This is a genomic window from Kluyvera chengduensis (assembly GCF_044197065.1).
In the GTDB taxonomy this organism is placed as follows: domain Bacteria; phylum Pseudomonadota; class Gammaproteobacteria; order Enterobacterales; family Enterobacteriaceae; genus Kluyvera; species Kluyvera ascorbata_C.
The window spans coordinates 271,226-295,298 of record NZ_JBIQOI010000005.1; the positions used below are offsets into that span (position 1 = coordinate 271,226).

The window sequence follows — 24,073 nt, forward strand, 5'->3', positions numbered from 1 at the left end:
ATCAATAGGGTTATGCTTTTGCCTGTGCGTACTGTTCCACGCGGAACAGACGGCGGCAGAAATCCAGGAAATAGCCGTACGCGGCCCCCATCACCAGCGATATCACGGCGTTAGAACTGACCGCCGCCAGGATCTGGTGCCAGTCGGCGCCGACGCTCAGCAGAATAAGCACATATACCGGCGACTGGAAGGTGACATAAGCCAACGGGTCCGCCACGCGTTTTACCCAACCCGCCGGGCTAATGCGAGCCGCCTGTCGCATAATAAAGTCGCGATAAATACCGTACGGCCACGCAATAATAATGTTGACCGGGATAGCAACCAGACGCGATGAAAGTGACTGCTCAAAGGTCATTCCTGAGAGAAATATTTCAATCATCATGTTCACGACGGAACAGTAGACAACCATGGCGAAAGTGTCTGCTGCCGCATGACGCAGGCGTGACTGCGCAGAGAACATCGGTATGCTCCTCGAAAATGAACGGTTAATACAGAAAGTGGTCTGTTTTATGGCGTTTTGGGTTGGTTTAATTGACGTGTATAGATTATCCATCTGGATTGGAACAAACAACTAGTGAAATATTTTTATTTAATGCGCTTTTGTCAATAAAATGCTCTGTTTTTGATTGTTTTCTGTTCGCCGCGCTATTTTTGTTTTCATTGTCTGTTTTTTATAAATAAATCATTAAGTTATTGTTTGTTTCGCAATGGTGAAAAAGGATGAGAGATAGTGCTAATCGTGACGTAGGTGAGGCAATGCTGATTTTTATGTGAATAGCGTCACATTCAGCGTTTTTATCCGATAATAAGCCGATGTTTTAGCGTTTAATTCTGAGTGGAGTGTGGGTAAGGTATGCGGAATTTATGGGTAACTATTCACTTTGTCAGGAAAGATGCGGTGAGCCATGCCCACCGCGGTCAACGTTAGCAAACGCCAAAGTCGCCTTCTTCACTATACGGCGCAACGTCCGCCGCTTTTAGCGTGTACTGCTTGCCGTTTTCATCACTGGCCTGTACGGCCACGATGCTATCTTCATGTGCTTCAATCACTTTTAACTTTGGTCCGCCCATTTTCGGTTGAACCAGATCGCCAGGTGCAAACATCTCAGGTGCTCCTTTGTTATTGAGTTCTTATACGCCGTTGGTGGATGAGCGCCGATTCCACGGCATCACCGCCAGCAGTCGCGCCATGCCGCAAAAGCCGGTCACTCCCGCAAAGGTTAAACCCGCACCGACAAAGCCGCTGAGCAGGAAGAACGCGCTGGAGAGGCTATAGCCAAGCACGACGCCCAGTAAAATTAGCACGCCCGCGGCAATCTGTACCTGGCGCATTAGGGGTAGGGGCTGCGATTTATCCACCGCGGTGGCGAGGCCGGCCTGACGCCAGGCTTCAATACCGCCCGCGAGGAGTTTGACCTGCGCCGGGGCTGCGGCGGCTATCAACCGGTTCAGGTTGTTGCGCGTGCGATTGCCGGACTGACAGTGGAAAATAATAACCGCGTCGCCATTGGTGCTAAGCGTGATGCCTTGTTCTATTTTACTCAGCGGCAACAGGCGAGCGGCGGGAATATGTTCACGGGCGTACTCGTCGGGGTCGCGAATATCGACGAGCATGGCGCCTTGCTCGATCAGCGCAAGGGCCGCCCGTGGGGTGATCTCTTCAACGGTCATTCAGCTTCTCTCTTCAGGACAATAGACGGCTTTTAATGTGGCAACAATTTGCCTCACCGCCTCGTTGCGGATGGAATAGTGGATACGCTGCGCGTCGCGCTGGCTGTCAATCAGCCCCTCATCACGCATACGTGCAAGATGCTGCGAGGTAGCCGATGGGCTTAGCCCGCTGGCAATGGCTAACTCACCGGCGCTGATACCGGGGGCATCGCAAAGCATGCAGAGGATCAGCAGACGGTTGGGGTTGCTCATCGCTTTCAGCAGCGCGGCGGCTTCACCGGCGCGTGTTTTCAGGAGTTCACTGTCATTCATACTTACTTTAGTCTTTTCTTAATTAAGGTAATGCTAAACTAAAGGACGCGCTTTTACCAGCTAAGCATTCATCTTGTTAATGAACATGTTGAATTATGTGCGAGCGGTCTAAAAAATCCGCAGTAAGGGAAAAATGGGGGTAGGAATATTCTTAGTTTAACTTAAAGAAATAGCATTTTATGTGATAAAAGACGAGCGACGATATGCATGTGGCGGTTAATTTCGTTAAATTTACACTGATAATGTTACAGTGACTCCCTGTTTCTGAATGTTAAATGTATTCTCCTTTTTATTTTTAGATAACATAAGTTCATAGTTGGTTATTTTTATTTATACGGCGTAAATACTTTTACGGCTATTTTACTAAACAATAATTTTGCATCGTGAATTAATGGTAATATTATTAATGTCGTATATGTAATGAATTAACTTTCATTTGTTGCTGATTCAATAATAAATATTAAAAACTTCTGTTTGTATACATTAAACAGAGGGGTGATTGCGCATTAAATACCCTGCGGATGGAATGAATACATTATAAACATGGAGGATATGATGGCCGCAAGGTCGGTAGAACATATTTGCAACCAGATCTTCGGCTTAAATATAAGTTAAATTGAGAACAATTATGAATACACAATTCCGCATTATGGCGTGCCTCGTTGCCGCATTAGTTTCTGGCGCGGCTAACGCTGCAGCAGGCTCTGCCCCGACTGCGCAAGGGGCTGGTGGCGTGGTCCATTTTAAAGGCACCATCACGGATGCTTCCTGCAATATAGACGCAGGTAGTAAAGGACAGGATGTCGACCTGGGTACCTGGGATAAGAGCTATTTTAGTGGTGCTGCTGAGACGACAAAAACGGCCTTCAATATCAAAGTGACCGATTGCCCTAGTTCGGTGAAGCAGGTATCCGTTTTGTTTGATGGTCAGAAGGATTCGCAGAAGCCAGAGCTGCTTGCTGTGGCATCCGGCGGCGCTACCGGTGTAGGTATCAAACTGTACGAAGACGACCAAACCAGTAAGGTTGCGCTAGGTACAGCATCTAAAAAGCAAAACGTAATAGCCGGTTCCCAGGGGAATGGTTCTGCCGATCTGAAGTTCTATGCGGACTATATGTCTAACGGAGCGACGATTACCGCAGGCCCGGCAAACGGCGTTGCTGATTTTAATATGATTTATAACTAATTAAACCGAGAGCAGAAGGTGGCTTCTGCTCTCTTTTTCATCCTGGAACGTTGGGTATTCCCATGAATCGATTGATTACGAGCATCGCTCTTTCTTTATTTTTTATCTCGTCTACGGCGCATGCGGGAATAGTCATGGGCGGTACCCGTGTAATATATGAAGAAGGCAAGCGCGAAGCCTCTATTTCGGTAACCAATGCCGACAGTAGCACGCCTTATTTAGTGCAATCGTGGGTCGAAAATTATTCGGCGAGTGATAAATCTCAACCCCCCTTTATTGTTACGCCACCGCTGTTTCGCCTCGACCCAGAACAGAAAAATGTGCTGCGTATAAATTTTACCGGTGGTCGCCTGCCAGCTGACCGTGAGTCTGTTTTCTGGCTGAACGTGAAAAGTATCGCGCCATCAAATAAGAACGAGGCCAATAAATTACAGGTCAATATTAAGTCAAAATTTAAGATTTTTTATCGTCCTGGAAACCTTGCTGGAGAGGCGCGTGATGCGTGGCAGAAGCTGACCTTTGAGACCCGTGGTTCAAGCCTGGTAGCGCATAACCCTACGCCGTACTTCGTCTCCTTTTTCTCGTTATCTGTCGGTGGTCAGGAGCTGGAGGCGCCGGGGATGATTGCCCCATTTAGCGACCAGTCCTGGCCCGTCAGCCGCTCCGGTGTGGTGAAGTGGCGAGCCATCAACGATTTCGGCGGTATTACTGACTTCGCACAACGTTAACCTTCAATTCCGCTATTTCCGTGAAAAAGATAACTTCAGATCTGCTGCGCGATGATGCACCCGCCGCGATGAATACGCTGCTGGCCTGCGTGCCTACGGCGCTGTTCTTGTTGTGCTACCACCCTTGCGCGCGTGCGGAAGACTACTTCGACCCGGCGGCGCTGGAGCTGAGCGATCCCCAGCAAAAGACTACCGATCTGCACTATTTCGCGAAACCGGGTGGACAGCAGCCGGGAAGCTACCCCGTCTCGGTGTGGGTTAATAACCAGCAGGTTGCGCAGGAAACCATTGAGTTTGTGGATGACAGCGGCGAGCTGCTGCCGCGTCTGACGACGGCGCAGCTAGCTGAGTTCGGTGTGAACGTTAGCGCGCTGACCGGGTTTAACCAGCTGCACGATGGCGACACATTGACGCACATTGAGCGGTTTATCCCCGATGCCCGCAGTCAGTTCGATTTTACCGCTCAGCGATTGAATCTGAGCATCCCGCAAGCGGCGATGCAACAGCAAAGCCGGGGCTACGTTGATCCTTCGCGCTGGGACGATGGGATTCCGGCGGCATTTGTCGATTACAACCTGACCGGCGCGCAGGCGCGGCAGGGAGAGAGCGATGTTCGCACCAGCTTCCTGAATTTGCGCAGCGGCGTGAATCTCGGTAGCTGGCGGCTGCGGAATATTGCCTCCATGCAGTATGACAAAACGCGCCGCTGGCGCTCGCAAAGCACCTATTTGCAGCGCGATATCCGGATGCTGGAAAGCCAGCTTCGCATTGGTGATACCTACACCAACGGCGATGTGTTTGATAGCGTGCAGTTTCGCGGCGTGCAATTGATGTCGCAAGAAGAGATGCTGCCGGATAGCCAGCGGGGGTTTGCGCCGGTGATTCGCGGGATGGCGCACAGCAACGCCAGGGTCACCGTTTCCCAGCATGGCTATGTGATTTATGAAACCTTTGTCGCGCCGGGCGCGTTTGCCATTAACGATCTCTATCCCACCGCGCAAAGCGGCGATCTGGAAGTGACCATTAAAGAGAGCGACGGCTCTGAGCGTAAGTTCACCCAGCCTTTCTCCGCCGTGCCGTTTATGCTGCGCCAGGGACGGATGAAGTACAGCGTGAGCGCGGGACGCTATTACTCAACCCAGCCGCAAATTCGCCAGCCGCAGTTTGTGCAATCGACGCTGTTTTACGGCCTGCCTGCTGATATCACTTTCTACGGTGGTATGCAGCTGGCACAGGACTACCAGTCATGGTCGGCGGGCCTGGGTCACGGCTTCGGCGAACTAGGATCGCTGGGCGCTGATTACACCAGTGCCACCACTCGTACGCCTTCCGGCCAGCGCTATCAAGGTAGCTCGGCGCGGTTACAGTACCAGAAAAGTTTTGCCGCCAGCGGCACCACGCTCAGCCTTGCGAGCTATCGCTACTCCTCCAGCCGCTATTATGATTTTGGCGAGGCGAATGGCCTGGAAGGGCGCTATAGCGTGTCCGATAACAAACGCAGCCGCGAAGAGCTGTCGCTGTCACAAACGCTCGGCGCGGTAGGGAGCCTTTCTGCCTCTGCCTGGACCCAGACTTACTGGCACTCGCAGGGGCATGATGAAACGGTACATGTCGGTTTTTATAGCGCCTGGAAGGGTATTTCCTGGGGGCTCGGCTACTACTACACGCAGTCGTCGCAGCGCTATAAAAGCGACCGCTCGCTCTCTTTCAACATCAATATTCCACTCGGCAGTCAAATGGCGGACAGCGCCGTGAGCTACAGCACCACCTCTGATAACAACGGTTACACCTCGCAGCAGGTATCGCTGTACGGTTCGGCGCTGGAGAAAAACAATCTCTACTACACCATCCAGCAGGGATACGGCAATAAAGGGCAGGGGAGCAACAGCGGGGTGTCGCTGGATTATCGGAGTGGCTATGGCGAAACGCAGCTTGGCTATCAGCACGATAATAGTGGCAGCCAGGTGACCTGGGGGGCGTCGGGGTCGATTGTGGCGCATCTGCATGGCATCACCTTCGGGCAATATACCGGCGACAGCTTCGCAATCGTCCGCGCGCCGGGCGCTGATAACGTGGCTATCGAGAACGGCACCAGCCTGCACACCGATTGGCGTGGCTACGCCATCGTGCCAACGCTGACGGCCTATCGAAAAAATGACATCAGCCTGGATACCGAATCGATGCCCGACGATACCGAAGTGGAATTACAAGGACAAACGGTTATCCCCAGCGGCGGAGCCATTGTTGAGGCCCGCTATCAAACCCATATCGGCAGCCGCGTGCTCTTTACCCTTCGCGGACAAAATGGCCCGCTGCCGTTTGGCGCCAGCGCCAGGCTGCAGGGGGACGACGGCGCGGCATCGGGCATTGTTGCCGAGCAGGGGCAGGTCTATCTCAGCGGGATGCCGGATGACGGCGCTGTTGAAGTCCGCTGGGATGATAACCGCGGCGTGCACACGTGCCACGCGCGTTACCATCTTCTGAATAACCCACAGCCTGTGCCGGTGAAAACGGTGAGTGCGCTGTGTCTTTGAAAAGGTTAAATATGTGCAGGAATCATGCGGTTATCCGCTTTATTATGCTGTTGGCAATGGCCTGTGGCTGTCAGAACACGTGGGCGGAAAGCTGTGGTAATACCATCGGTGAGATGACCATCAATACGCAGAACATACAGTATCTACCGACGCTGCCGGTGAATTCTCAGATGTCACATTCGATGGCCGATAACGGCAGCGGCATCCGTTTTACCTGTGACCTACAGGTGCCAGCGGCAAACTGGAAGCGGGTGGTTTACCAGCAGGTGGATACGTCGGGGGCGGCGGTGGCCGTGAACGGCGTGCATATCTTTTCCACCAAACTCTCTGGATTAGGCTATTCGCTAGGCTTCCAGTGCAACGGCGGCGCGGTGCACTACATTGATGGCAGCTCAACGCCGGCGGGAAACGCCTCGGCAACCATCTGCGATAGCGATGATCTGCCGTCGCTGCTGACGCAAAAAGAGGTGGTCATCAAAGCCTACGTCACGTTCTACAAGACCGGAGATGTTCAGCTTTCAGGCGGCAACCATACCAACGTGAACGCGCAACCCCAGGTCGGCGAACTGTTTATGGAGCTACGTGATGCCTCAAAAAATGGCACGACCAGGACATCGCCAACCTTCCTCGGACTGTCGGCGCTTAACGTCGATATCGGTGCCAGCGGCAGTTGTCAGGTGACGACGCCGACGATAAACGTAGGGCTAGGCTCGGTGAGTAAAACAGAGTTTAAAGGGGTTAACACGACCGGCGGTACGGCGCAGAGCTTTGCGATTCCGGTTTACTGCTCTCAGCCGACCGATGTACGCATTGGCTTTTTTGGCCAGGAGGCTGACCCGGCGTTCCCGGATACCCTGGCGATTACGCAGATGAGCGGCGCAGCAGGCGGTGTTGGCGTGAAGCTAAGCTATGGTAACAACAGCGCCCCTGCACCAGCGGCAGGTACGGCGGTCAAAATTAACGAAGCCGCTAATCTTCCGGTACTGAAAAAGGTGACGGCAAACCAGGCTGCCAGCGCCGAGCGAATCAACTTTAGCGCCCAGTATGTGCAGACCGGCAACGTGGTGAGCGCAGGGACGGCCAATAGTCTGGCGACCTTTACGCTTATTTATAACTAACCGAGGCGGGGCAGGGGCGGCGATAACCCCTCCCCCCAGCCCTCTCTCTTAGAAAGGGAGCAGTCCGTGCCTAACACTCTTCCAGACCACACCGTACAGTCCCCTCGCCCCTTAGGGGAGAGGGTTAGGGTGAGGGGAAATAGCAGAGGAATAAAAAACCGATACCGTTACTTTCCAGCGGGTTTCTGTGCGAGCAGGATCCGCTGCGTCTCGTCACTACTCAGCGTGTAATCAAAGAAACGCTGGTAAAAATCCTGCGTCACCTTCGCAATATTCGTCCCCGGGAAACGGTCTGGATGCAGCATCTGCGCCGCCCACTGGATTTGCAGCGCGCTTTCAGTACCGTAGCGATCCCATGGGAACACGCCCGCAGGGTTCTGCAAGACCTTACCGTTTTTTACTGCCTTGAGTCCCGAGAACAGCGCGGCATACTGCGAGTCCTCAATCGAACCGCAGTTTGCCCCGAGAATAATCACGTCAGGCTGCCAGGCCAGTACGCGCTCCGGCGAGACTTCTTTCATATTGCCCTGAATCTCCGCCGCCGCGTTTTTGCCGCCCGCGAGGTGAATCCAGGTATCAATCAGCGTATGGCTTCCGTCCACTTTTAACGGTTTAAGCGACTGAATATGCAGCACGCTTGGCCGCTGCTCCGCCGTCAGCCCCTGCATTTTGCTTTGCACATTTTCAAGCGTGGTTTGTAGATACTGGTTATAGGCTGTCGCCCGTGCCCGTGCTTCTGGGGTGCCCAGAACCTCTGCGGTGGTGGCGACGGATTTCATCAGCGACGGATAGTCGGTAAAGGCCATTTGCAGCGTGGGTAATCCTGCCTGACGGTAGCTTTCTGCCTTGTCGTTGCCCGCCGAGGTGAAGACCACATCCACTTTTTTGGCCAGCAGGCTCTCGGGATTAAAGGCGGTACCGCGAACCTGCAGGGCCTGATTCAACGTCGGCGTTATTTTAAACATCCACGGCTGGCTTTCCGGGTGGTTGACGGTGGCGACAATTTTACTGCCCGCCCCCAGCGTCATCAGCACCGAATGGTGCGCGAACCAGCCGTCGGCAATAGCGTTCACCTGGTCGGGAACGGTAACAGTATGACCGGCATCATCCACGACCTGGCGGGAAGCCAGGGCGGGGAAAGCCAGCCAGGCGCAGAGTAACCACGCGTGGCGACGTTTCATCGACTTACTCCTTAAAAATCAATCTGCATAGAAAGTTGAGCCTCTCGCGGTGCCCCAAGCTGAGCGCTGGCATTACCGGCGCCGGTATAACCGGTTAACGCACCTGGCACCACGTTGGTCCAGTAGCGACGGTTAGTCAGGTTGGTGACATCCAGACGGAAGGTCACAGGAGTGTTATACACACGGGTCGCGTAGCTCGCGCCGGCATCAATCGTGGTGTAGCTGCCAACCCAACTGTCATTGGCGTTATCGGTCGCGCGGCGGCCAACGTAACGTACGTTGGTGTCTACATCGACGCCCGGTAGTTGCTCAATGCTGTAAATCGCCAGCATGCTGGCGGTAAAGCGCGGTACGCCGACCACCTGTTTACCGTCTGCGCTGGCGCTGGCGGTATCGTGGAGGCGAGGGTCAAGCCAGGTTGCGCCGCCGAACAGGCGCAAATTATGGGTGACGTGACCATCGGCCATCAGCTCCAGGCCGCGGTTTTTCTGCGTACCGTCCTGAGCAAAATCACCGTTGTCGTTGGTATAGGCGAAGGGACGTTTGGCCTGGAACAGCGCGGCGGAGAGCATCAGATCACGCATTGGGGCATATTTCGCCCCTACTTCAACCTGGTGGCTACGGTACGGGTCGAGGATCTGACCCTGGTTATTCGCGCCGGTTGGCGCGGTATCGCCCTGCTGCATGCTATCGGCCCAGGTCGTATAGAGCGTGATGTTGTCGATAGGCTTGTACATCAGGCTGGCAGAACCGCTCGCACCGCTGTCCTTTTTGTCGCTGGTCTGTTTACCGGTCTTGTTGTAGTTGCTGACCGTAAACAGGTTTTCGCTACCCGACAGCAGCAGGCTCCACTGCGGGCTGAAGTGTAGGGTATCGCTCAGCAGGAAAGCGTGCTGGGTGGTGGTGGCTGATTGATAGCGTTGGTTATAGTCCGGATACGGTGGACGTGGGTAAACCGGATGATCGTCCAGCGAGGATTTACCCAGCGTAAAGGTGCCGCCGTTGACCGGGTTATAGTTTTTCCACACGAAGCCGCGTACCCCGGTGCTGATATCGTGGGTTAACCAACCGGTGTCTACGCTGCCGGTCAGGTTTGCCATATAGCTGTTGATGGTAAAGCGGCTGGCGGCAGAGTTTGCGGTAGTTGTGGTGTAGTTGCCGTGGTTATCGGTCAGGGTGTTGGTGACGGTGGTGGATTCACGGTCGGCAATCTGGCGCAGCACGCCGACGTCCAGCAACCAGTTACCGTCGAAGTCGTGCTTCAGGTGCAGGCTGGCGGTGCTGGTTTCATCATCGTTACCGGCATAGCTCTGGCCGTACTTGGCTTTGGTTGGGTCAAGTGGGGAAGGGAAGTGAACCCCTTTTGCCAGCGCAAACGAGCCCGGCATCCCTTTGTCGTAATAGTGGTAATAGCTGAAGTTGCTCTCCAGCACCGTTTTATCGGTGAGCTGGAAGTCGAGGCCGAGGCCGACAAACTGGCGACGTTTGTGGCTGCCGCTGGTGTAGCCGTGGCCTTCATCATTGAGCATGTTAAGGCGATACTTTACGCGGTCGCCGGAATCGATAGGGCCGCTGAAGTCCATCGAGGTCAGCGTGCCGTTACCGGTACTGGTACCCACGGTGACGCGATGAAGTGGGGTGTCGGTCGGGCGTTTGGAGACCAGATTAAACATCCCCGCCGGGTTTGCCGGGCCGTACAGCGAACCCGCCAGGCCACTCAACACTTCGACGCTCTGAAACTGCTCGGCCGGGTATTCGGTGGTGGAGACGGCGTTCAGGCCATCAATCATATGGTTCTGTACCACGCTGCCCTGCATACCGCGGGTTTGTGGGCGAACCCCGTCACCCTGTACAGAAGGCATATAGCGGTAAACATCTTTGACGCTTTTAAGCTGCTGCTCGTTGATAAGCGGAGAAGACATTGTCTGAACTGACCAGGGAACATCCATCACCGTCCGTTTTCCCAGACTGCCCAGGGTGGCCTGTTTTTCCGAAGCCGGTGGCTCCTGCGTGCTGCTGTTATCGGTCGTGGCGGCACCAGCGGAAACCACCATAGTGTCCTCCGCATAGCCAGATTGCGACATCGCCAGACAAGAAAATGCCAGCAGCCCCGAAGCGAGCGGTATTGTTTTATTATCGAACATTTTTAAATTCAGTGTGTTAGCGGAAAGACTGGTGGTAACCGGGTTACCATCTACGCATGAGGGGAACAGCTATTATTATTTGTATGACGAATATCATGAGGAAAGTCGTTATATATGTCAATACACAACGAGTGGTAGGTGACGCGCGTTGAACGACGGTGTATTGCATTAACGATTGCAGAAGTACATTCCATGGAATATTATTCCGTGGAATGTACTTTGAATCTAAAGCAGATACCGGAGAGCAAACCATGACGGCTGATATTGATACCTTTTCACACCTTGTACGCAGCCAGATCCTGTTATGGAATGCCTGTAATGAACGGGTGAAAACGTCGACCGGGCTCCCTCTGGCGCGGTTTGAAGTTTTGCGCACTGTGGAACTGCTCCCGCTTTGTCGGGTGAACGATATTGCGGAACAGATGCTCATAACCGTTGGCGCAGCCAGTAAGCTGGTCGATCGCCTGGCGCTAGCTGGACACCTTCAACGCCAGCCTAATCCGGCAGATTCTCGTTCGTCTCTAATTTCTCTTACCCCTGAGGGGCAAACAATAGTTAAAAAGGCAGAGCAGGAGATAGCCGCCCTATTAAAGACGCATCTGAGCGGGGTCGACCAACGCTCGCTGAACAGCACGTTGGCGCTGATTGAGCAAAATATTCACGCTTCAGGTAAAAAATGATGAACCAGATGAAGGCCGTTGTTCTGGAAGCACCGGGCGGTCCGGAAGCGCTGCACATCAGGCATATCCCCATACCTGAGCCGCGGCTGGGCCAGGTGTTGATACGAGTCTATGCTTTCGGTCTGAATCAGTCCGAACTGCATCTGCGCCTTGGCCTGGCCGGGAATGCTGTATTCCCCGTTGTCCCTGGGATTGAAGCGGTCGGTATCGTCGTTGCCTGCCCTAGGCAAGAGTTCACTCCAGGCCAGCAGGTGGTGACGATGATGGGCGGCATGGGACGTCAGTTTAACGGCGGATACGCTGAATACACCTGCGTTCCCGCCGGGCAGGTCATTGCATTTGATAGCTCACTTGACTGGGCGACGCTCGGGGCTATACCTGAGATGCTACAAACGGCCTGGGGATCTTTGCATATCGGTCTTAATGCCCAAAAAGGAGAGACGCTGCTGATCAGGGGCGGCAGCTCCTCTGTGGGTATGGCCGCAGCGCTGCTGGGAAAACAACGTGGTATGACGGTTTTATCCACCACACGTACCCCTAATCAAAAAGCCGATGCGCTATATCGTCTCGGCGTTGACCGCGTGCTTATTGATGATGGTGATGTCGCCGCGCAGGTTCGCGAGCAATACCCCTCTGGCATTGATTGCGCCATTGAACTGGTGGGAACAACGACCTTGCCGGATACACTGGCAGCCATCAAAGTGCATGGCACCGTCTGCTTTACCGGCATACTGGCAAACCAGTGGATAGTCAAAGATTTCTACCCTATAGATTACCTTCCGCGCGGCGTCAGGCTAACCGCTTATTCTGGTGAAGCAACGGACCTTCCGGCTTTGGTGCTACAGCAGTTTATTGATGACGTTGCAGACGGTGAAATTAGCGTGCCAATCGCGAGAATTTACACGCTGGATGAAATCGTGCAGGCACACTCCGCGCTGGAGGCCGGGCGGCACAGCGGTAAGCTGGTGGTGGTTATCCCACATGACTGATTCCGCTTATATCCGAGTCCCCAAAACCTCAATCGCCATTGCCGCGTTATCAACTATTGTTGAATGGTACGATTTTACGCTGTACCTCTATTTCGCTACCGTGTTGTCGAGAGTCTTTTTTGGCGGCGGTGATATGTCGCTTATCATCACGTTATCGGGTTTCGCCGTTTCCTATTTTCTCCGCCCGCTCGGAGCCATTTTCTTCGGTCATATTGGCAACAAATATGGCCGACGCCAGATGATGCTGATTTCTATGGCATTAATGACAGGAACTATGCTTTTGACCGCGCTGCTGCCAACGTATCAGCAGGTTGGGGCCGTAGCAGGAATGAGCATTCTGGTATTGCGTGCCGTGATGGCATTTTCGGTGGGCGGCGAATACACCGGCGTGGTCGCCTATCTGCTGGAGAGCGCGACATCGGAACGTCGCGGACTAATGACGTCTCTGGCCTCCGCCGCCAGTGAAGTGGGCGGATTAATTGCCGTCGGCGTTTGCGCGATGATGGCGAATGTACTCAGTCCGACCAGCCTGGAGCAATGGGGGTGGCGGGTGCCATTTTTGATTGGCGCGGTGCTGGCAGCGGTGCTGTGGGCTGCCCGCACTACCTTGCGTGAATCGCCGGAATTTGAGCAATATCAGAGCAAAGGCATACCTCTGACTCTGGGCCAGACGATAGCTCGCTATCGGTTGGCCATTGGAAGAACCTTTGCCATTTCAGCGCTAGGTTCCGTCACCTATTATATTGGCATTGTTTATATCCCCGTGTTCCTGGTATCGACAGGGGGATATGCTGAAAAGAATGCGTTATCACTGTCGACGGTCGCCGCGTTTTGCGTGATCCTGGTGACGCCATTAACCGGCTACCTGTCCGATCGTCTGGGACGTAAGCCTGTACTGCTTTTCCTGGCATGTTGCAGTATTGCCCTGCCGCTGATGGTGTTTCGTCTGATGGCTGAGGGGGATTATCTGCTGACAATGTGTGGTGCCGTTGTACTGGCCTGTATTGCTGGAGGCGTCAGCGCAGTAGGAACCTCAGCGACGGCGGAACAATTTTCTATTGATGGGCGTTTGATGGGGCTGGCGCTGGGGGCGACAGCGGCCACGGCACTGTTTGGGGGATTAACCCCCTATCTTGCGCAGGTGCTAACCCAACACGTTGGCGGGCAATCCATCCCGGGTGTCATGATCATGATGGTGGCATTGCTTGTTCTGCCCGTATTTCTACGAATGAGTGAAACGGCACCGAAAAGCAGAGCGGCAAAACCCACGCTGTTACGCAATCGCTAACTCAGGACGGATCACCGACGCAAAAAAAAGCCGCATCAGCGGCTTTTTTTGACTCGATAAGTTGGGGTTATTCGCTGACTTTTTTCTCAAGGTCAGCGGCACCGTCTTTGGTTTTATCCCAGCCTCTCTGAGCGCCTTCTTTGGTGGCGTCCCACCCTTTCTGGGAAGCATCCTTGGTTTTATTCCAGCCTTTCTGAGCGCCTTCTTTGGTGGCATCCCACCCTTTTTCGGTCCCTTCTTTGGTTTTATGCCAGGTTTTCTGAGCGCCTTCGCTCACCTGACTACCTACGCTGTCGCTCTTACCTTCTGCGGCGTGCTTAGACTTCAGCTTAAGCTCTTCGCCCTGGTTTTGTGTCTGATGCAGTTTCTCTTTTGCGGTGTTCGCGTTTGCCTGTGCCTGGGCAACCGTGTCGTCGGTGGCATGTGTAGTCGCGGCGAAAACAGGGGAAGCCAGCAGAAGGGCAGAAAGTGCAATTGTTGTTTTTTTCATAACAAATCCTCATCAGTTTGTGAGCGATAGAAAGGATGGCACAGACTTTTGGATGAGGCTTTAGGAATAAACTGTAATTGAATCATTGTGTTCCAGCAGGCGGTTTTGACAAGGGTGCTAAACCGCCTGTGAATCATCATCTTTCCAGTACGATCAGCGGGGCGTCATCGTGCGTTCGGGTGACGGCGACTTCGGCTTGATAGAGGTTGCGTAGTGCGGGTTCCGTCAGCACGTCCTGCGGTGTGCCGTTATCAACGACCTGACCTTTTTCTAACAGCACGATGTGGTCGGCGTAGCGCGCGGCAAGGTTGAGGTCATGCAGTACGCAGCAGACGTTAAACTGCCGTTTCTGCACCAGTTCGCGCAGCAGACGGAACAGCTGTTGCTGGTGGTGAATATCCAGCGCTGAGGTCGGTTCGTCGAGGAACAGCCACTTTGGCGTCGGCTCCGGTTCCCACAGCTGCACCAGCAGGCGCGCGAGCTGTACCCGCTGCTGTTCACCGCCGGAGAGGTGGCGATAGTCGCGAGAGGCCAGTTCGCGGCAGCCGCACAGCGCCATAATATGCTCCGTCTCATCGCGCGGATTACTGCTGCGATGCGGATGGCGGCCCATGCGGATAACCTCCATCACGCTAAAGGGAAACGCCATTTCCTGGTTCTGGCGCATCACGGCGCGGCTTTTAGCCAGGGCCTCGGTTGGCCATGCATCCAGCGCTTTACCAAACATCGAGCAGGTGCCGCTGTCCGGCTTCAGATAGCCGGTGAGCTGGCGCAGCAACGTTGATTTGCCCGCGCCGTTTGGCCCCAGAATAGCGACTATCTCTCCGCCGGGTAGCGTGAGCGAGACGTTGTGGGTCAGGCGGCGACCGTTGATGCTGTAGGTGAGATTCCGGGCTTCAATCATAGCGCTCTCCGTGTTCGCAGGATCAGCCAAAGAAAATAGGGGCCGCCGATAAGGCTGGTGAGCAGGCCCACCGGCATTTCAGCGGGCTGCACCAGCGTGCGCGCCAGCGTGTCGGCAACCAGTAAGAGGCAGGCGCCAGCAAGCGTTGAGCAGGGCAGCAGCCAGCGGTGGTCGGCGCCAATGGTCATGCGAATAAGATGCGGAATCACCAGGCCGATAAAACCAATCACGCCGCTGACCGAGACCGCCGCGCCAACCAGCAGAGAGCTGAGCAACAGCAGCAGTTGGCGCTTGCGCTTCACGTTGACGCCGAGGTAGTGCGCCTCTTCATCGCCAAGCTGCAGCAGGTTCAGCGTGGTAGCAAGCCAGGCGGTGGCGACCATGGCGGGCAGCGCAAACGAGGCGGCCACCAGCAGCGTTGGCCACTGCGCCTGCCCCAGACTACCCATCATCCACAGCGTGAGCTGACGCAGCTGCTGCTCGTCGCCGACATAGCTCAGGATGCCGATTGCCGCGCCGCAAAGCGCGTTGATGGCGATCCCCGCCAGCAGCAGTTGGATCATGCCGCCGTGCTGGTGGCGCAGGCTAATCAGGAAAATAACGGCGCACACGACCAGACTACCCACAACGGCGAAAATCATCTGTTCGTACAGCAAGAAAGCGGCGGGGAGCGAAACCGGGAAGATAATAGCGACGCCGACCATCAGCGCCGAGCCGCTGCTGACGCCGAGCAGACCCGGGTCTGCCATCGGGTTACGGAACAACCCCTGCATGATCACCCCGGCGGTAGCCAGCGCGCCGCCAACCAGCACCGCCAGCAGCACGCGCGGCAGGCGAATGTTCAGCCAGATATCGCGATAGTGCGCATCCTGCAACGAGGCGAAGGTGATTTTTAGCGCTCCCTGGCTGGCGCCGACCAGCACGAGAGTCGCCAGTATCAGCAGCAGGCCGATAAAAACGCTGAAAGAAGAGAGTGAATCCTTGAACACGCAAAGCTCCGTTACATCGATGCGGCGCGATGGACGCGCCGCAGAGTGATTATGCCGGTTTGAGGTCTGGCTCAACCAGGCTGTAAACCTGCTGGTCAAGCGCTGGGGCGCTGGCTAACGCCTGAATATGCGCGGCGACGTCCGCCCGCTGCACAAAACCATGCACTTCCTGTTGCTGCACGCGCAGCGCCTTACCGCTCGCTTCGCCGCTGAGCAGCCCGGCAGGGCGCAGAATGGCGTAGTCCAGCGTGCTGGTTTGCAGCCAGCTTTCCGCCAGACTTTTCTCGCGTACGGCCTGGCCAAACGCCGCTTTGGCGCGCGGGGAGAGGAACGGCCAGCTATCGCCGCAGCCAAGCGATGTCACCAGAATCATGCGGTGAAGACCGGCTTTTTCTGCTTCATCAATCACCGTGCGGTGGGCGAGGTAATCCTGCGCGCCGCCCATAGTGGAGATAATCGTTGCCGTTTCACCGGCGGCCTGACAGGTTTTCGCGACAATATCAGCGTCGCAGGCATCGCCAATGAAAACCTGTGCGCCCAGCGCTTCCAGCCGCGCGGCGGCCTCTGGGTTGCGCACCAGCGCCACTACCGGGCGTTTTTCTGCCAGCGCCAGCGCGGCGGTGAGTGCGCCGATGCCTTTACCGCCCGCGCCAAAAATTAACCATGGGTTCATCAGGACGCTCCCTTCAGTACGGCAGCGAGCGTACGGAAGGCGTCAACCTGCTCGCTCAATAGCTGGCGGTGGTCGTCACGGCCAAGGAAGATTTTGAACATCGCGCTGCCCGCGGCGTTAAAGAACAGAATCGAGGCGGTATCCATCGCCATAAATTTGCGCTCTACGAGGGCGATATGGGTGCAGTTTTCTGCCTTGATGTGGCCGGTCATGCCCTTTTTCCCACGCAGGTTGAAGTAGCCGTGGCGATGGAAGCCGGACGGCAGTTCACCGGTAAATTCCAGAATCACGTCGGCGGTATGCACCAGCGTCGTGACCTTGCCCCATTCGGCGACGGTGTCCCAGACGGTGTCGAACTTGTCGCCCGCGGCCAGCGTGTGCGATGGCAGGTTTTTGACGACCTCCAGCAGGGTGGTGTTGTACTGGCTGGCAATGGCTTCCAGCGTGCCGTCAGGCTCGGTTTTTAAAAAATCATGCAGGGATACGTTGCTCATCATTAACTCCTGTTATTGGGTTTCAACCGCAATGCGCGGTGCGTTAAGTGCCTGAATAAGTTCATCAAGAGACTGCAAAATATTGCTCGCCCAGAAGCGTCCTTCGTTGGTCAGACGCAGGCAGGTTGAGTCGTCCAGCGTCAGCCCGGCGCGATGCCATTGGGCCAGCAGCGGGGTGAGTTTCGCGGCGTGCGGCGTCAGCGCATCCAGCGGCACGCGGGCCGTTTCTATGCCGGATTGCAGCAGGTGCCGCCACTGGAAGCCGCGCTCGGCGGTGCGCATCATCATCATCAGCGGCTTTTTACCGGCGGCGATGGATTCGTGCCAGGCGTTGAGATTGCGCTCGACCATCCATGAATAACCGTTGACGGAGCCGCCCGCGCCGGAGCCCAGCGCCAGGCAGTCTGCGCCCTGTTTAATCAGTAAATTGTAGAGGTTGCGCTCTCGGGTGGTGCGCGCCCAGTGGCTGTTGCTGATGCAGCGCCAGCCGGCCTGGTCCATAAAATCGCAGCCCTGAAGATAGAGGTCACGGCGTTCGGCAGGCTGCGGCACGCTGGTGCGACCGTTTTCAACCGCTTTGCCAAGCGGCGTGTTGGGAATGAGGTTAAGGGCGTAGAGGTCGACGCCGTCGAGGCCGATATCACGGGCAATCGCCAGATCTTCACCCCACAGCGCGGCGTTCTGTCCGGGCAGGCCAAACAACAGGTCACAGACCACCGCGGCGCGGTCGCGCTTGACCAGCCCTTCCATAAAGGCGATGGCGGTAGGGCCGTCGGAGGTGCGGGCCATCTTCTTACGGATTTTGCTGTTAAACGACTGAATGCCGATGGAGAAACGGTTGGCTCCGGCATCGAGACAGGCGTCAATCCGCGCGTCATCGAAGTTCAGCACTCGCCCTTCAATGGTGATTTCACAGTCCGGCGCCAGCGGCAGGCGTTCGCGCAGGGCGGTAATAATGCGCGCCAGATCGCGGGCCGAGAGCGCCGACGGCGTGCCGCCGCCGAAGTAGACCGCGTGAATAGGAGCAGACTGGTGCAGCACGCTGTCGGCCTCCATCTCAATTTCACGCAGCAGCGCGTCGGTGTAGCGCGCGCAGTGGTCCTCTTCGAAGCGGTTCTGGTAGAAACCGCAGAAGGTGCAGTGGGTAGCGCAAAACGGAATGTGCAGATACAGCAGGCGCTTACGCGGCGGCGCGACGTGATTCAGCACCTCTTGCCAGGTGTGCTCAAGCTGCTCTTTGGCAATGGGCACGGCGCCGCGCCACGGCATGGTGGCGCGGCGATCCTTGAAGGGCTGGCCGCCCTCCAGCGCAAAATGTGGGGTTAAATCCAGGTCGGTAGGGGTATTCAACATCATCGGTCTTTCTACGTCCTTTAGTGTGGCCAGAACTGGCGGTGCAGCGTTTCAACCGCGTCGGCAACGCGCGGGCCCATGCCGAGGATCAGGGATTGATCGAGCATCACGATGCGCTGGTTTTTCCACGCGTTGGTGCGGGTGATCCCTGCGATGGTGCTCAGGCGATTGAGGTCGCCATCGACCATTTGTGAGGTGACAATAATTACCTCCGGGTTAGCGGCAATCAGCGCTTCGGCGCTGTAGCTGCGATACTGTGGATGCTGCGCAACGTTGCGGGCACCGGCGAGGGTCATAATGGCATCGGCAACGCTGCCTTTCCCCGCGACCTGCGGGGCGCTGCCCCCGGCGCTGAGAATAAACAGCGCGCTCACCGGGGCAGGTTTGCTGGCGCTGCTCTGCGCCACTTTTTCCAGCCGCTGACTCAGCGTATTAACAAGCGCAGCGCCGCGCTCTTCGTCGCCAAGCTCGCGGGCAAGCGTGCGGATATTGGCGTACATCTGTTCGACGGTGGCCGGTACACGAGGTAGCGTCAGCACCGCGACGTGCTGCGAACGTAGCTGGTCAAACACCAACTGTGGGCCCGCGTCCTGCCAGGTGATAAAGCGGGTAGGTTTCAGCGATAAAATGCCTTCACTGCTGAGCTGCTTCCAGTAGCCGATATGCGGCAGCGCCGCGGTTTCCGGTGGGTATGAGGTGGTTTCATCCACCCCGACCACTCGCTCGCCCGCCCCGAGGGCGTAAATCAGCTCGCTAAGCGAACCTCCTGCGACCACGATGCGCTCGGCTGCCTGGGCGCTAAATATGGCGGCCAGCGCCAGTAATCCGATAGCCAGTTTTTTCATTGTCAGAAGTTCCATACAAAGCCGACTGCCGCGTTGAGGCCCGCTGCAGGAATAGACTCATGCGCCGTGCGGTAGCGTTTATCGGTCAGGTTGTTGAGCGCCAGATTGACCTGATACTGGTCGTTCGCGCCGAATTCGGTGTTAACCGCGAGGTTCAGCGTGGCCCAGCCCGGCGTGCGAACTTCTTTGCTACCCGTGTCATCTTTGGCGCTGGAGGCGGCACGGATATAGATATCGGAGGTGACGTTTGCCGCGTTTAGCATCAGCGTGTGCTTCAACCCGACGCGACCGTTAATTGTCGGTTCGCCGGTATTGGTGGTTTTCAGCGTCTGGCCTTCGTACTGACGGCGGATCAGGTTGCCGCTGACGTAAGGGGAAACGGCCCAGCCGTTGTATTCGGCGCTCAGTTCCATGCCCCAGGTTTTGGCGCGGTCGATATTGTCGTAGTAGTAATAGCCGCCGCGTGAAGAAGTGGTATTGCCGTTGCAGAGTGCCTGGCCGGAACAGGCGATACTGGCAATGTAGTCTTTGGCTTCAGAGTAGTAGACCGCGCCATCCACCATCCACAGATTGCCGTTGTACCGTGCGCCCAGTTCGTAGTTATTGGAGTGTTCAGCCTTCAAGTCAGGGTTGCCGTAAGTGGTGCCGGCCCCAGCTGAGGTCTGCATAAAGAGCTGAGTGAGGGTCGGGAAGACGTAGCCCTGCGCGAATGCAGCACGCAGCTCAACGTTGTCAAAGCCGGAGTAGCGCAGGCTGGTGGCGGTGACCAGTTCGTTATCGTGGGCGGATTGCTCAGCCAGCGAGGTGTCGGTGGTCACGCCTTTACTGACCGAGTAGCTATCGCCGCGCGTCAGTTTTGACGATAGCCAATACTGGCGTGCGCCTAATGTCCATGTCCAGTTGTCGGCAAAGCGCCAGTCATTTTGGGCGAACAGTGAGGTCGTGCTCTGTTCTGATTCGTTGTAGGAATAGGTCTGGGTTTCAGTATTCACGATACCGGTCAGGGATTTCTGACTGGTAAAGCCGTTAGAGGTCTGAGACACACGATCGCGCTTGTACTGTGTTCCCACCACCAGACTGTTGTTGGCGGGCAGGGAGAAGTTGCTTTGCAGCGTAACCCCCTGGGTGTACTGCTTATCGTTGGTGTTGGTCTGGTTGCGTACGCTCAGTGAGCGAATAGGTAAGGGGATCGCCTGCGTCGTCGCTACTTCATTTTCAAACTTACGGTCGATGGTTTGCTCGTAGGCATCGAGATGGATCTTTTTCAGATAGTCGCCGTCAACGTCGATATCGTAGAACAGACCAATCTTCTCGCGCTCCAGTTTGGGGATTTTGACGCTAAACGCATCGTACTCACCGTCTGGGTCTTCAAAATAGGTCTGCGTTGCCAGCTTGTAGCGATCCAGCGACAGCCCGAAATGCTGGTTTCCGAGGTTATAGCCAAGCCAGACGCCCTGGCTGTTGTTGCGGAAATTGGTGTTTGGCAAACGGCCATCCGGCGTGTCGCGATCGCCCTGATCGGAATAGCTGCCGTTGATGCGATAGTCAAACTGCCCGATGCTACCCCATGCCGCCGCTGACTCTTCCCAGCCCGCCGTAGCGGAGTTGTAGACCGCTTTCACCGTCCCGGCGAGCGGCTTATCGCCGCCTTTTTTGGTGATAAAGTTCACCACGCCGCCGATGGCCTGTGAGCCGTACAGCACCGAGTAAGGGCCTTTCACTACTTCAATGCGTTCCAGCGATGACTCGTCGATAAGCAGGCCGCCGCCGTAGTTTTGCCCGGCGCGCTGATAGGTGACTTCCTGGCCGTCGATCAAAATCAGCACGCGGGATGAGGCTTCACCGCGGATACGAATTTGTTTACGCCCAGCCAGTGCGTTATCGGTGACTTCGACGCCGGGAATATCCTGCAAATCGTCGGCAATGGAGGTGCTGGTGGCGTTTTTCAACGTCTGGTGGTCGATAACCTGGATAGTTGCCGGGCTCTCCCAAAGCGAGCTTTCCGAACGGTTTGCGGTGACGACGAGCGTCTCGTCTTTATTAGTTTTGTTCGGCGTGGCGGATGATGTAGAGGCTGACGCCGCGCTGGCGACAAACAGCGACAGCGCGGAGAGCACAAAGGACCCTCGGGTAATGGAGTGCAACATCGGAAATCCTATAAATGAATATGATAATAATAATTACTATCAATTACATTTACACATGAAGGAAAACACGTCCAGCATCGAAGGTATAAACAAAATGCATCTTTGATTTGGGTCAATTTATGCGGGAGAGAAGCCAGCCGAATGTGATATTGATCACCACAATACTGATAATAATTAGGTGGTTAATGATGTTGATTTGCGATAGGGGAGCATTATGAACTGTAAATTTGTCCATCCATATTCACATCAGTGGTACTGAGCCGGTGGGCATTTTAGGTATATCTGTTTAATTCTGTATTGTTCCCCTATTAATTCTGACAGGGCAGAAAGTCTGCTCAGCGATTATATTTAAAATGAATTAACCCTTATTGAGTATAAATAGGGGTAGGGTGTGATGAGATTAAAAAATAATACCCTCAGTGATTAAAAGGGGTATATGATATGCATCATATTTTCCCATTCCAGACCGCGCGTATCGGCGTGGAAAGAGAGGCAGAATCATGCAGCGAATCATTATCCCCACTCATTATGTTCATACCCGTACCACGCCGCTGTGGACCAAAGAGACCGCGCCCGCGTCTATCTGGAAGCGTCACCTCGACGCCGGTACGCGACAGGGCGTGTTTCCCCGTTTGGCGGTGATGCAGGGGGCGATCCGCTACTATGGTTATGCCGATGAGACCAGCCCAGACCCGGTTGAAACCATGACGATTGAAGCCGGACAGTTTGGCGTTTTCCCGGCTGAGAAATGGCACTGTATTGAAGCATTAAGCGACGACACCGTATTTAATGTTGATTTCTATGTCGATCCTAAGATTTTGATAGAAGGATGAAATGGGCACTATGAATAGTGAAAATAAAGGTTATTCCTTAGCGGTTATTAATCTTAATAACAAAGAGAAACAGGCAAAGGTTTATCTGAAACCGATGGCGCTGTATGTGCCCGATATTGCCGTACAGGCCGTTGCTGAGCTTATTTCTCCACTTTCTTCTGATAACGCGCAGGGCAAAGGCTTTTTGTTGACCGTCACCAACAATAATAACGGAGTGTCAGTGGATAAAGAGTTTGCCCAGTTGAGCGAACTTCAGGACCCGGCCACCGCCGCCGATGCGGTCAAAGACCTGGTGAACATCGTTCGCGGGTATGAGTCAGACGAAGAGACTAACGTCTGCGGTTGGTAGTACAGTCATTCCCTTCTGCGCTTTGCTTTACAGTTAGCAGGTATCCAGGACCCGTTTCCGAGGTTATCTGCTGCTGTCCTTCCTTGCTTGAGCACCTCCTGAACCTGCGCTATTTAACCCCCTATTATTTGGAGCTAACGTGACAAATGATTAGGCAACATTTTTCGTTGTGGATATGCTAAATGGCGAATTTAAAAATATAACATTCACGAGGTTATGGTGCGTCACTTATATTCTGGGATAGTTGTTGGTCTGGCATTACTGGCATCGGCATGCGCTCCGGGGCCTTTAGGGACAAAACGTTACGATCCGTACACCGGTCAGGATGCGGCAGTGGTTTACACTCAGCTTAATGACAGGCACCAAGGATTGGTTTATTTTCAGCGCTTTGCTAAAGAAGATGATTGCTATAAAGATCAAGAGCTTATTTATATCAGCAATAACCTGATGGCCGGTAAAGTTTACCGTTTTTATGAAAGCCGAATCCGTCCCAATCAGTACTGGACGCTTTATGTAATGGATAACTCAAGCGGCCGCCAAATCGTTACCCAAACCGCGTTTATTCCCGAGGCTGGGAAGCACTATGTTGCCATACCTTACCAGGGCGTAGTGGAAGTGCCGCTGGATCTGAAGTTATCGGGTAGCGACGACTTAGATAAAATTTATGAACAGTATAAAGATAAACCGGCTAAGCCGTGGAATGTACGTAATGGGGTGTGTAAGTTCTGGTTTGCGAAATTGATGGGGGCGTAAGTTTAGCTTTGTTGGAGGGGGGGACTGGTGATGTTTGGTTTTTGCTCTTGTAAGCACACCCGTTTTAGTTCCACGCACTTTTTGAGAGTTCCGGTTTTTCAGCCATCAGCCGGTACTCTTCCGGCGTCAGGTTGTTCAGGGATTCATGAGGGCGCTCGTTGTTATATTCCATCAGCCAGCGTCCGGTGATTTCCCGTGCCTCATTCAGTGTTCTGAACAGGTAAAAATCCAGGATTTCTGTCCGGTACGTCCGGTTAAACCGTTCGATAAACGCATTTTGCGTCGGCTTACCCGGTTTGATAAATTCGAGCTGCACGCCATGTTCTTCGGCCCATTGTGCCAGCGCCAGTGAGACCAGCTCTGGCCCGTTGTCCATCCGCATCTTCAGCGGGTAGCCGCGGTTTGCCGCGAT

At 54.9% G+C, this 24,073-nt stretch carries 25 protein-coding genes; 10 read left to right on the top strand and 15 right to left on the bottom strand.

Annotation, left to right across the window (positions count from 1 at the left end; genetic code table 11):
• Nucleotides 1-10: 10 nt before the first annotated feature.
• The 4 genes from ACH1XZ_RS15445 to ACH1XZ_RS15460 all read right to left on the bottom strand — a co-directional run bounded on the left by ACH1XZ_RS15445 (nt 11) and on the right by ACH1XZ_RS15460 (nt 1,983).
• The gene (locus ACH1XZ_RS15445) at nt 11-460 is read right to left on the bottom strand and encodes an L-alanine exporter AlaE (protein ID WP_395596259.1); all 450 of its coding nucleotides are present in this window, start codon (nt 458-460) and stop codon (nt 11-13) included.
• Between the two features lie 464 nt (nt 461-924).
• The gene (locus ACH1XZ_RS15450) at nt 925-1,104 is read right to left on the bottom strand and encodes a hypothetical protein (protein ID WP_185668721.1); all 180 of its coding nucleotides are present in this window, start codon (nt 1,102-1,104) and stop codon (nt 925-927) included.
• 27 nt (nt 1,105-1,131) lie between these two features.
• A complete protein-coding gene (locus tag ACH1XZ_RS15455; RefSeq protein WP_395596260.1) occupies nt 1,132-1,671 on the bottom strand; it encodes a rhodanese family protein in 540 nt (179 codons plus the stop codon).
• Complete coding sequence (locus tag ACH1XZ_RS15460; protein WP_395596261.1) at nt 1,672-1,983, bottom strand: ArsR/SmtB family transcription factor; 312 nt, start codon at nt 1,981-1,983, stop codon at nt 1,672-1,674. It lies immediately after the preceding gene.
• Between the two features lie 628 nt (nt 1,984-2,611).
• Here ACH1XZ_RS15460 and ACH1XZ_RS15465 point away from each other — a divergent pair.
• From ACH1XZ_RS15465 to ACH1XZ_RS15480, 4 genes are all read left to right on the top strand, one after another.
• Nucleotides 2,612-3,169, top strand: a complete 558-nt coding sequence (locus ACH1XZ_RS15465; RefSeq protein ID WP_395596262.1) for a fimbrial protein — start codon at nt 2,612-2,614, stop codon at nt 3,167-3,169.
• A 62-nt stretch (nt 3,170-3,231) separates the two neighbouring features.
• On the top strand, nt 3,232-3,897 hold the full coding sequence (locus ACH1XZ_RS15470) for a fimbrial biogenesis chaperone (RefSeq protein ID WP_395596263.1): 666 nt from the start codon (nt 3,232-3,234) through the stop codon (nt 3,895-3,897).
• Between the two features lie 68 nt (nt 3,898-3,965).
• Nucleotides 3,966-6,431 (top strand): fimbria/pilus outer membrane usher protein, encoded by a 2,466-nt coding sequence (locus ACH1XZ_RS15475; protein WP_395596286.1) that lies wholly within the window; start codon nt 3,966-3,968, stop codon nt 6,429-6,431.
• Nucleotides 6,432-6,442: 11 nt separating this feature from the next.
• On the top strand, nt 6,443-7,549 hold the full coding sequence (locus ACH1XZ_RS15480; RefSeq protein WP_395596264.1) for a fimbrial protein: 1,107 nt from the start codon (nt 6,443-6,445) through the stop codon (nt 7,547-7,549).
• A gap of 167 nt (nt 7,550-7,716) precedes the next feature.
• On the opposite strand, the gene ACH1XZ_RS15485 is transcribed toward ACH1XZ_RS15480, so the two are convergent.
• Together ACH1XZ_RS15485 and ACH1XZ_RS15490 are read right to left on the bottom strand one after the other, a co-directional pair.
• Nucleotides 7,717-8,730 (bottom strand): ABC transporter substrate-binding protein, encoded by a 1,014-nt coding sequence (locus tag ACH1XZ_RS15485; protein WP_395596265.1) that lies wholly within the window; start codon nt 8,728-8,730, stop codon nt 7,717-7,719.
• Nucleotides 8,731-8,741: 11 nt separating this feature from the next.
• Nucleotides 8,742-10,874 (bottom strand): TonB-dependent receptor, encoded by a 2,133-nt coding sequence (locus ACH1XZ_RS15490; protein WP_395596266.1) that lies wholly within the window; start codon nt 10,872-10,874, stop codon nt 8,742-8,744.
• Nucleotides 10,875-11,125: 251 nt separating this feature from the next.
• On the opposite strand from ACH1XZ_RS15490, the gene ACH1XZ_RS15495 reads away from it, so the two are divergent.
• Genes ACH1XZ_RS15495 through ACH1XZ_RS15505 form a run of 3 tightly spaced genes read left to right on the top strand, consistent with a single transcriptional unit; the run spans nt 11,126 to nt 13,831 of the window.
• A complete protein-coding gene (locus ACH1XZ_RS15495; RefSeq protein WP_395596267.1) occupies nt 11,126-11,554 on the top strand; it encodes a MarR family winged helix-turn-helix transcriptional regulator in 429 nt (142 codons plus the stop codon).
• Nucleotides 11,551-12,543 (top strand): zinc-binding alcohol dehydrogenase family protein, encoded by a 993-nt coding sequence (locus ACH1XZ_RS15500; RefSeq protein WP_395596268.1) that lies wholly within the window; start codon nt 11,551-11,553, stop codon nt 12,541-12,543. Before ACH1XZ_RS15495 ends, ACH1XZ_RS15500 begins: the two co-directional genes overlap by 4 nt.
• Complete coding sequence (locus tag ACH1XZ_RS15505) at nt 12,536-13,831, top strand: MFS transporter (protein WP_395596269.1); 1,296 nt, start codon at nt 12,536-12,538, stop codon at nt 13,829-13,831. The genes ACH1XZ_RS15500 and ACH1XZ_RS15505 overlap by 8 nt, the downstream gene beginning before the upstream one ends.
• 67 nt (nt 13,832-13,898) lie before the next feature.
• Here the strand turns inward: ACH1XZ_RS15505 and ACH1XZ_RS15510 are convergent, their stop codons facing one another.
• The 8 genes from ACH1XZ_RS15510 to ACH1XZ_RS15545 all read right to left on the bottom strand — a co-directional run bounded on the left by ACH1XZ_RS15510 (nt 13,899) and on the right by ACH1XZ_RS15545 (nt 21,726).
• The gene (locus ACH1XZ_RS15510) at nt 13,899-14,321 is read right to left on the bottom strand and encodes a hypothetical protein (protein ID WP_395596270.1); all 423 of its coding nucleotides are present in this window, start codon (nt 14,319-14,321) and stop codon (nt 13,899-13,901) included.
• Between the two features lie 136 nt (nt 14,322-14,457).
• Complete coding sequence (locus ACH1XZ_RS15515) at nt 14,458-15,255, bottom strand: heme ABC transporter ATP-binding protein (RefSeq protein ID WP_459253855.1); 798 nt, start codon at nt 15,253-15,255, stop codon at nt 14,458-14,460.
• A complete protein-coding gene (locus tag ACH1XZ_RS15520) occupies nt 15,222-16,214 on the bottom strand; it encodes a FecCD family ABC transporter permease (protein ID WP_395596272.1) in 993 nt (330 codons plus the stop codon). The genes ACH1XZ_RS15515 and ACH1XZ_RS15520 overlap by 34 nt, the downstream gene beginning before the upstream one ends.
• Before the next feature lie 49 nt (nt 16,215-16,263).
• Complete coding sequence (locus ACH1XZ_RS15525) at nt 16,264-16,887, bottom strand: SDR family oxidoreductase (protein ID WP_395596273.1); 624 nt, start codon at nt 16,885-16,887, stop codon at nt 16,264-16,266.
• A complete protein-coding gene (gene hutX / locus ACH1XZ_RS15530) occupies nt 16,887-17,381 on the bottom strand; it encodes a heme utilization cystosolic carrier protein HutX (RefSeq protein ID WP_395596274.1) in 495 nt (164 codons plus the stop codon). The genes ACH1XZ_RS15525 and hutX overlap by 1 nt, the downstream gene beginning before the upstream one ends.
• A gap of 12 nt (nt 17,382-17,393) precedes the next feature.
• Entirely contained in the window at nt 17,394-18,731 is a 1,338-nt protein-coding gene (hutW, locus tag ACH1XZ_RS15535; RefSeq protein WP_395596287.1) for a heme anaerobic degradation radical SAM methyltransferase ChuW/HutW, read from the bottom strand.
• A gap of 23 nt (nt 18,732-18,754) precedes the next feature.
• Nucleotides 18,755-19,579 (bottom strand): heme/hemin ABC transporter substrate-binding protein, encoded by an 825-nt coding sequence (locus ACH1XZ_RS15540; protein WP_395596275.1) that lies wholly within the window; start codon nt 19,577-19,579, stop codon nt 18,755-18,757.
• A 2-nt stretch (nt 19,580-19,581) separates the two neighbouring features.
• Nucleotides 19,582-21,726, bottom strand: coding sequence for a TonB-dependent receptor plug domain-containing protein (locus tag ACH1XZ_RS15545; protein WP_395596276.1), 2,145 nt, complete (start codon nt 21,724-21,726; stop codon nt 19,582-19,584).
• A gap of 500 nt (nt 21,727-22,226) precedes the next feature.
• On the opposite strand from ACH1XZ_RS15545, the gene ACH1XZ_RS15550 reads away from it, so the two are divergent.
• From ACH1XZ_RS15550 to ACH1XZ_RS15560, 3 genes are all read left to right on the top strand, one after another.
• Nucleotides 22,227-22,559 carry a DUF1971 domain-containing protein gene (locus ACH1XZ_RS15550; protein ID WP_395596277.1) on the top strand — a complete coding sequence of 111 codons (333 nt, stop codon included), beginning with the start codon at nt 22,227-22,229 and terminating at the stop codon, nt 22,557-22,559.
• A gap of 10 nt (nt 22,560-22,569) precedes the next feature.
• Nucleotides 22,570-22,908 (top strand): DUF1869 domain-containing protein, encoded by a 339-nt coding sequence (locus tag ACH1XZ_RS15555; protein ID WP_395596278.1) that lies wholly within the window; start codon nt 22,570-22,572, stop codon nt 22,906-22,908.
• Between the two features lie 216 nt (nt 22,909-23,124).
• Nucleotides 23,125-23,661 (top strand): hypothetical protein, encoded by a 537-nt coding sequence (locus ACH1XZ_RS15560; protein WP_395596279.1) that lies wholly within the window; start codon nt 23,125-23,127, stop codon nt 23,659-23,661.
• Between the two features lie 64 nt (nt 23,662-23,725).
• Here the strand turns inward: ACH1XZ_RS15560 and ACH1XZ_RS15565 are convergent.
• Nucleotides 23,726-24,073, bottom strand: a 348-nt coding sequence (locus ACH1XZ_RS15565) for an integrase core domain-containing protein (RefSeq protein ID WP_395596280.1), incomplete at its 5' end; no start/stop codon positions are given.

Bases quoted from the DNA above. Each gene is read 5' to 3' on its own strand.
- ACH1XZ_RS15445 (WP_395596259.1), bottom strand. From the start codon at position 460: ATGTTCTCTGCGCAGTCACGCCTGCGTCATGCGGCAGCAGACACTTTC.
- ACH1XZ_RS15450 (WP_185668721.1), bottom strand. From the start codon at position 1,104: ATGTTTGCACCTGGCGATCTGGTTCAACCGAAAATGGGCGGACCAAAG.
- ACH1XZ_RS15455 (WP_395596260.1), bottom strand. From the start codon at position 1,671: ATGACCGTTGAAGAGATCACCCCACGGGCGGCCCTTGCGCTGATCGAG.
- ACH1XZ_RS15460 (WP_395596261.1), bottom strand. From the start codon at position 1,983: ATGAATGACAGTGAACTCCTGAAAACACGCGCCGGTGAAGCCGCCGCG.
- ACH1XZ_RS15465 (WP_395596262.1), top strand. From the start codon at position 2,612: ATGAATACACAATTCCGCATTATGGCGTGCCTCGTTGCCGCATTAGTT.
- ACH1XZ_RS15470 (WP_395596263.1), top strand. From the start codon at position 3,232: ATGAATCGATTGATTACGAGCATCGCTCTTTCTTTATTTTTTATCTCG.
- ACH1XZ_RS15475 (WP_395596286.1), top strand. From the start codon at position 3,966: ATGAATACGCTGCTGGCCTGCGTGCCTACGGCGCTGTTCTTGTTGTGC.
- ACH1XZ_RS15480 (WP_395596264.1), top strand. From the start codon at position 6,443: ATGTGCAGGAATCATGCGGTTATCCGCTTTATTATGCTGTTGGCAATG.
- ACH1XZ_RS15485 (WP_395596265.1), bottom strand. From the start codon at position 8,730: ATGAAACGTCGCCACGCGTGGTTACTCTGCGCCTGGCTGGCTTTCCCC.
- ACH1XZ_RS15490 (WP_395596266.1), bottom strand. From the start codon at position 10,874: ATGTTCGATAATAAAACAATACCGCTCGCTTCGGGGCTGCTGGCATTT.
- ACH1XZ_RS15495 (WP_395596267.1), top strand. From the start codon at position 11,126: ATGACGGCTGATATTGATACCTTTTCACACCTTGTACGCAGCCAGATC.
- ACH1XZ_RS15500 (WP_395596268.1), top strand. From the start codon at position 11,551: ATGATGAACCAGATGAAGGCCGTTGTTCTGGAAGCACCGGGCGGTCCG.
- ACH1XZ_RS15505 (WP_395596269.1), top strand. From the start codon at position 12,536: ATGACTGATTCCGCTTATATCCGAGTCCCCAAAACCTCAATCGCCATT.
- ACH1XZ_RS15510 (WP_395596270.1), bottom strand. From the start codon at position 14,321: ATGAAAAAAACAACAATTGCACTTTCTGCCCTTCTGCTGGCTTCCCCT.
- ACH1XZ_RS15525 (WP_395596273.1), bottom strand. From the start codon at position 16,887: ATGAACCCATGGTTAATTTTTGGCGCGGGCGGTAAAGGCATCGGCGCA.
- hutX (WP_395596274.1), bottom strand. From the start codon at position 17,381: ATGAGCAACGTATCCCTGCATGATTTTTTAAAAACCGAGCCTGACGGC.
- ACH1XZ_RS15540 (WP_395596275.1), bottom strand. From the start codon at position 19,579: ATGAAAAAACTGGCTATCGGATTACTGGCGCTGGCCGCCATATTTAGC.
- ACH1XZ_RS15545 (WP_395596276.1), bottom strand. From the start codon at position 21,726: ATGTTGCACTCCATTACCCGAGGGTCCTTTGTGCTCTCCGCGCTGTCG.
- ACH1XZ_RS15550 (WP_395596277.1), top strand. From the start codon at position 22,227: ATGCAGCGAATCATTATCCCCACTCATTATGTTCATACCCGTACCACG.
- ACH1XZ_RS15555 (WP_395596278.1), top strand. From the start codon at position 22,570: ATGAATAGTGAAAATAAAGGTTATTCCTTAGCGGTTATTAATCTTAAT.
- ACH1XZ_RS15560 (WP_395596279.1), top strand. From the start codon at position 23,125: ATGGTGCGTCACTTATATTCTGGGATAGTTGTTGGTCTGGCATTACTG.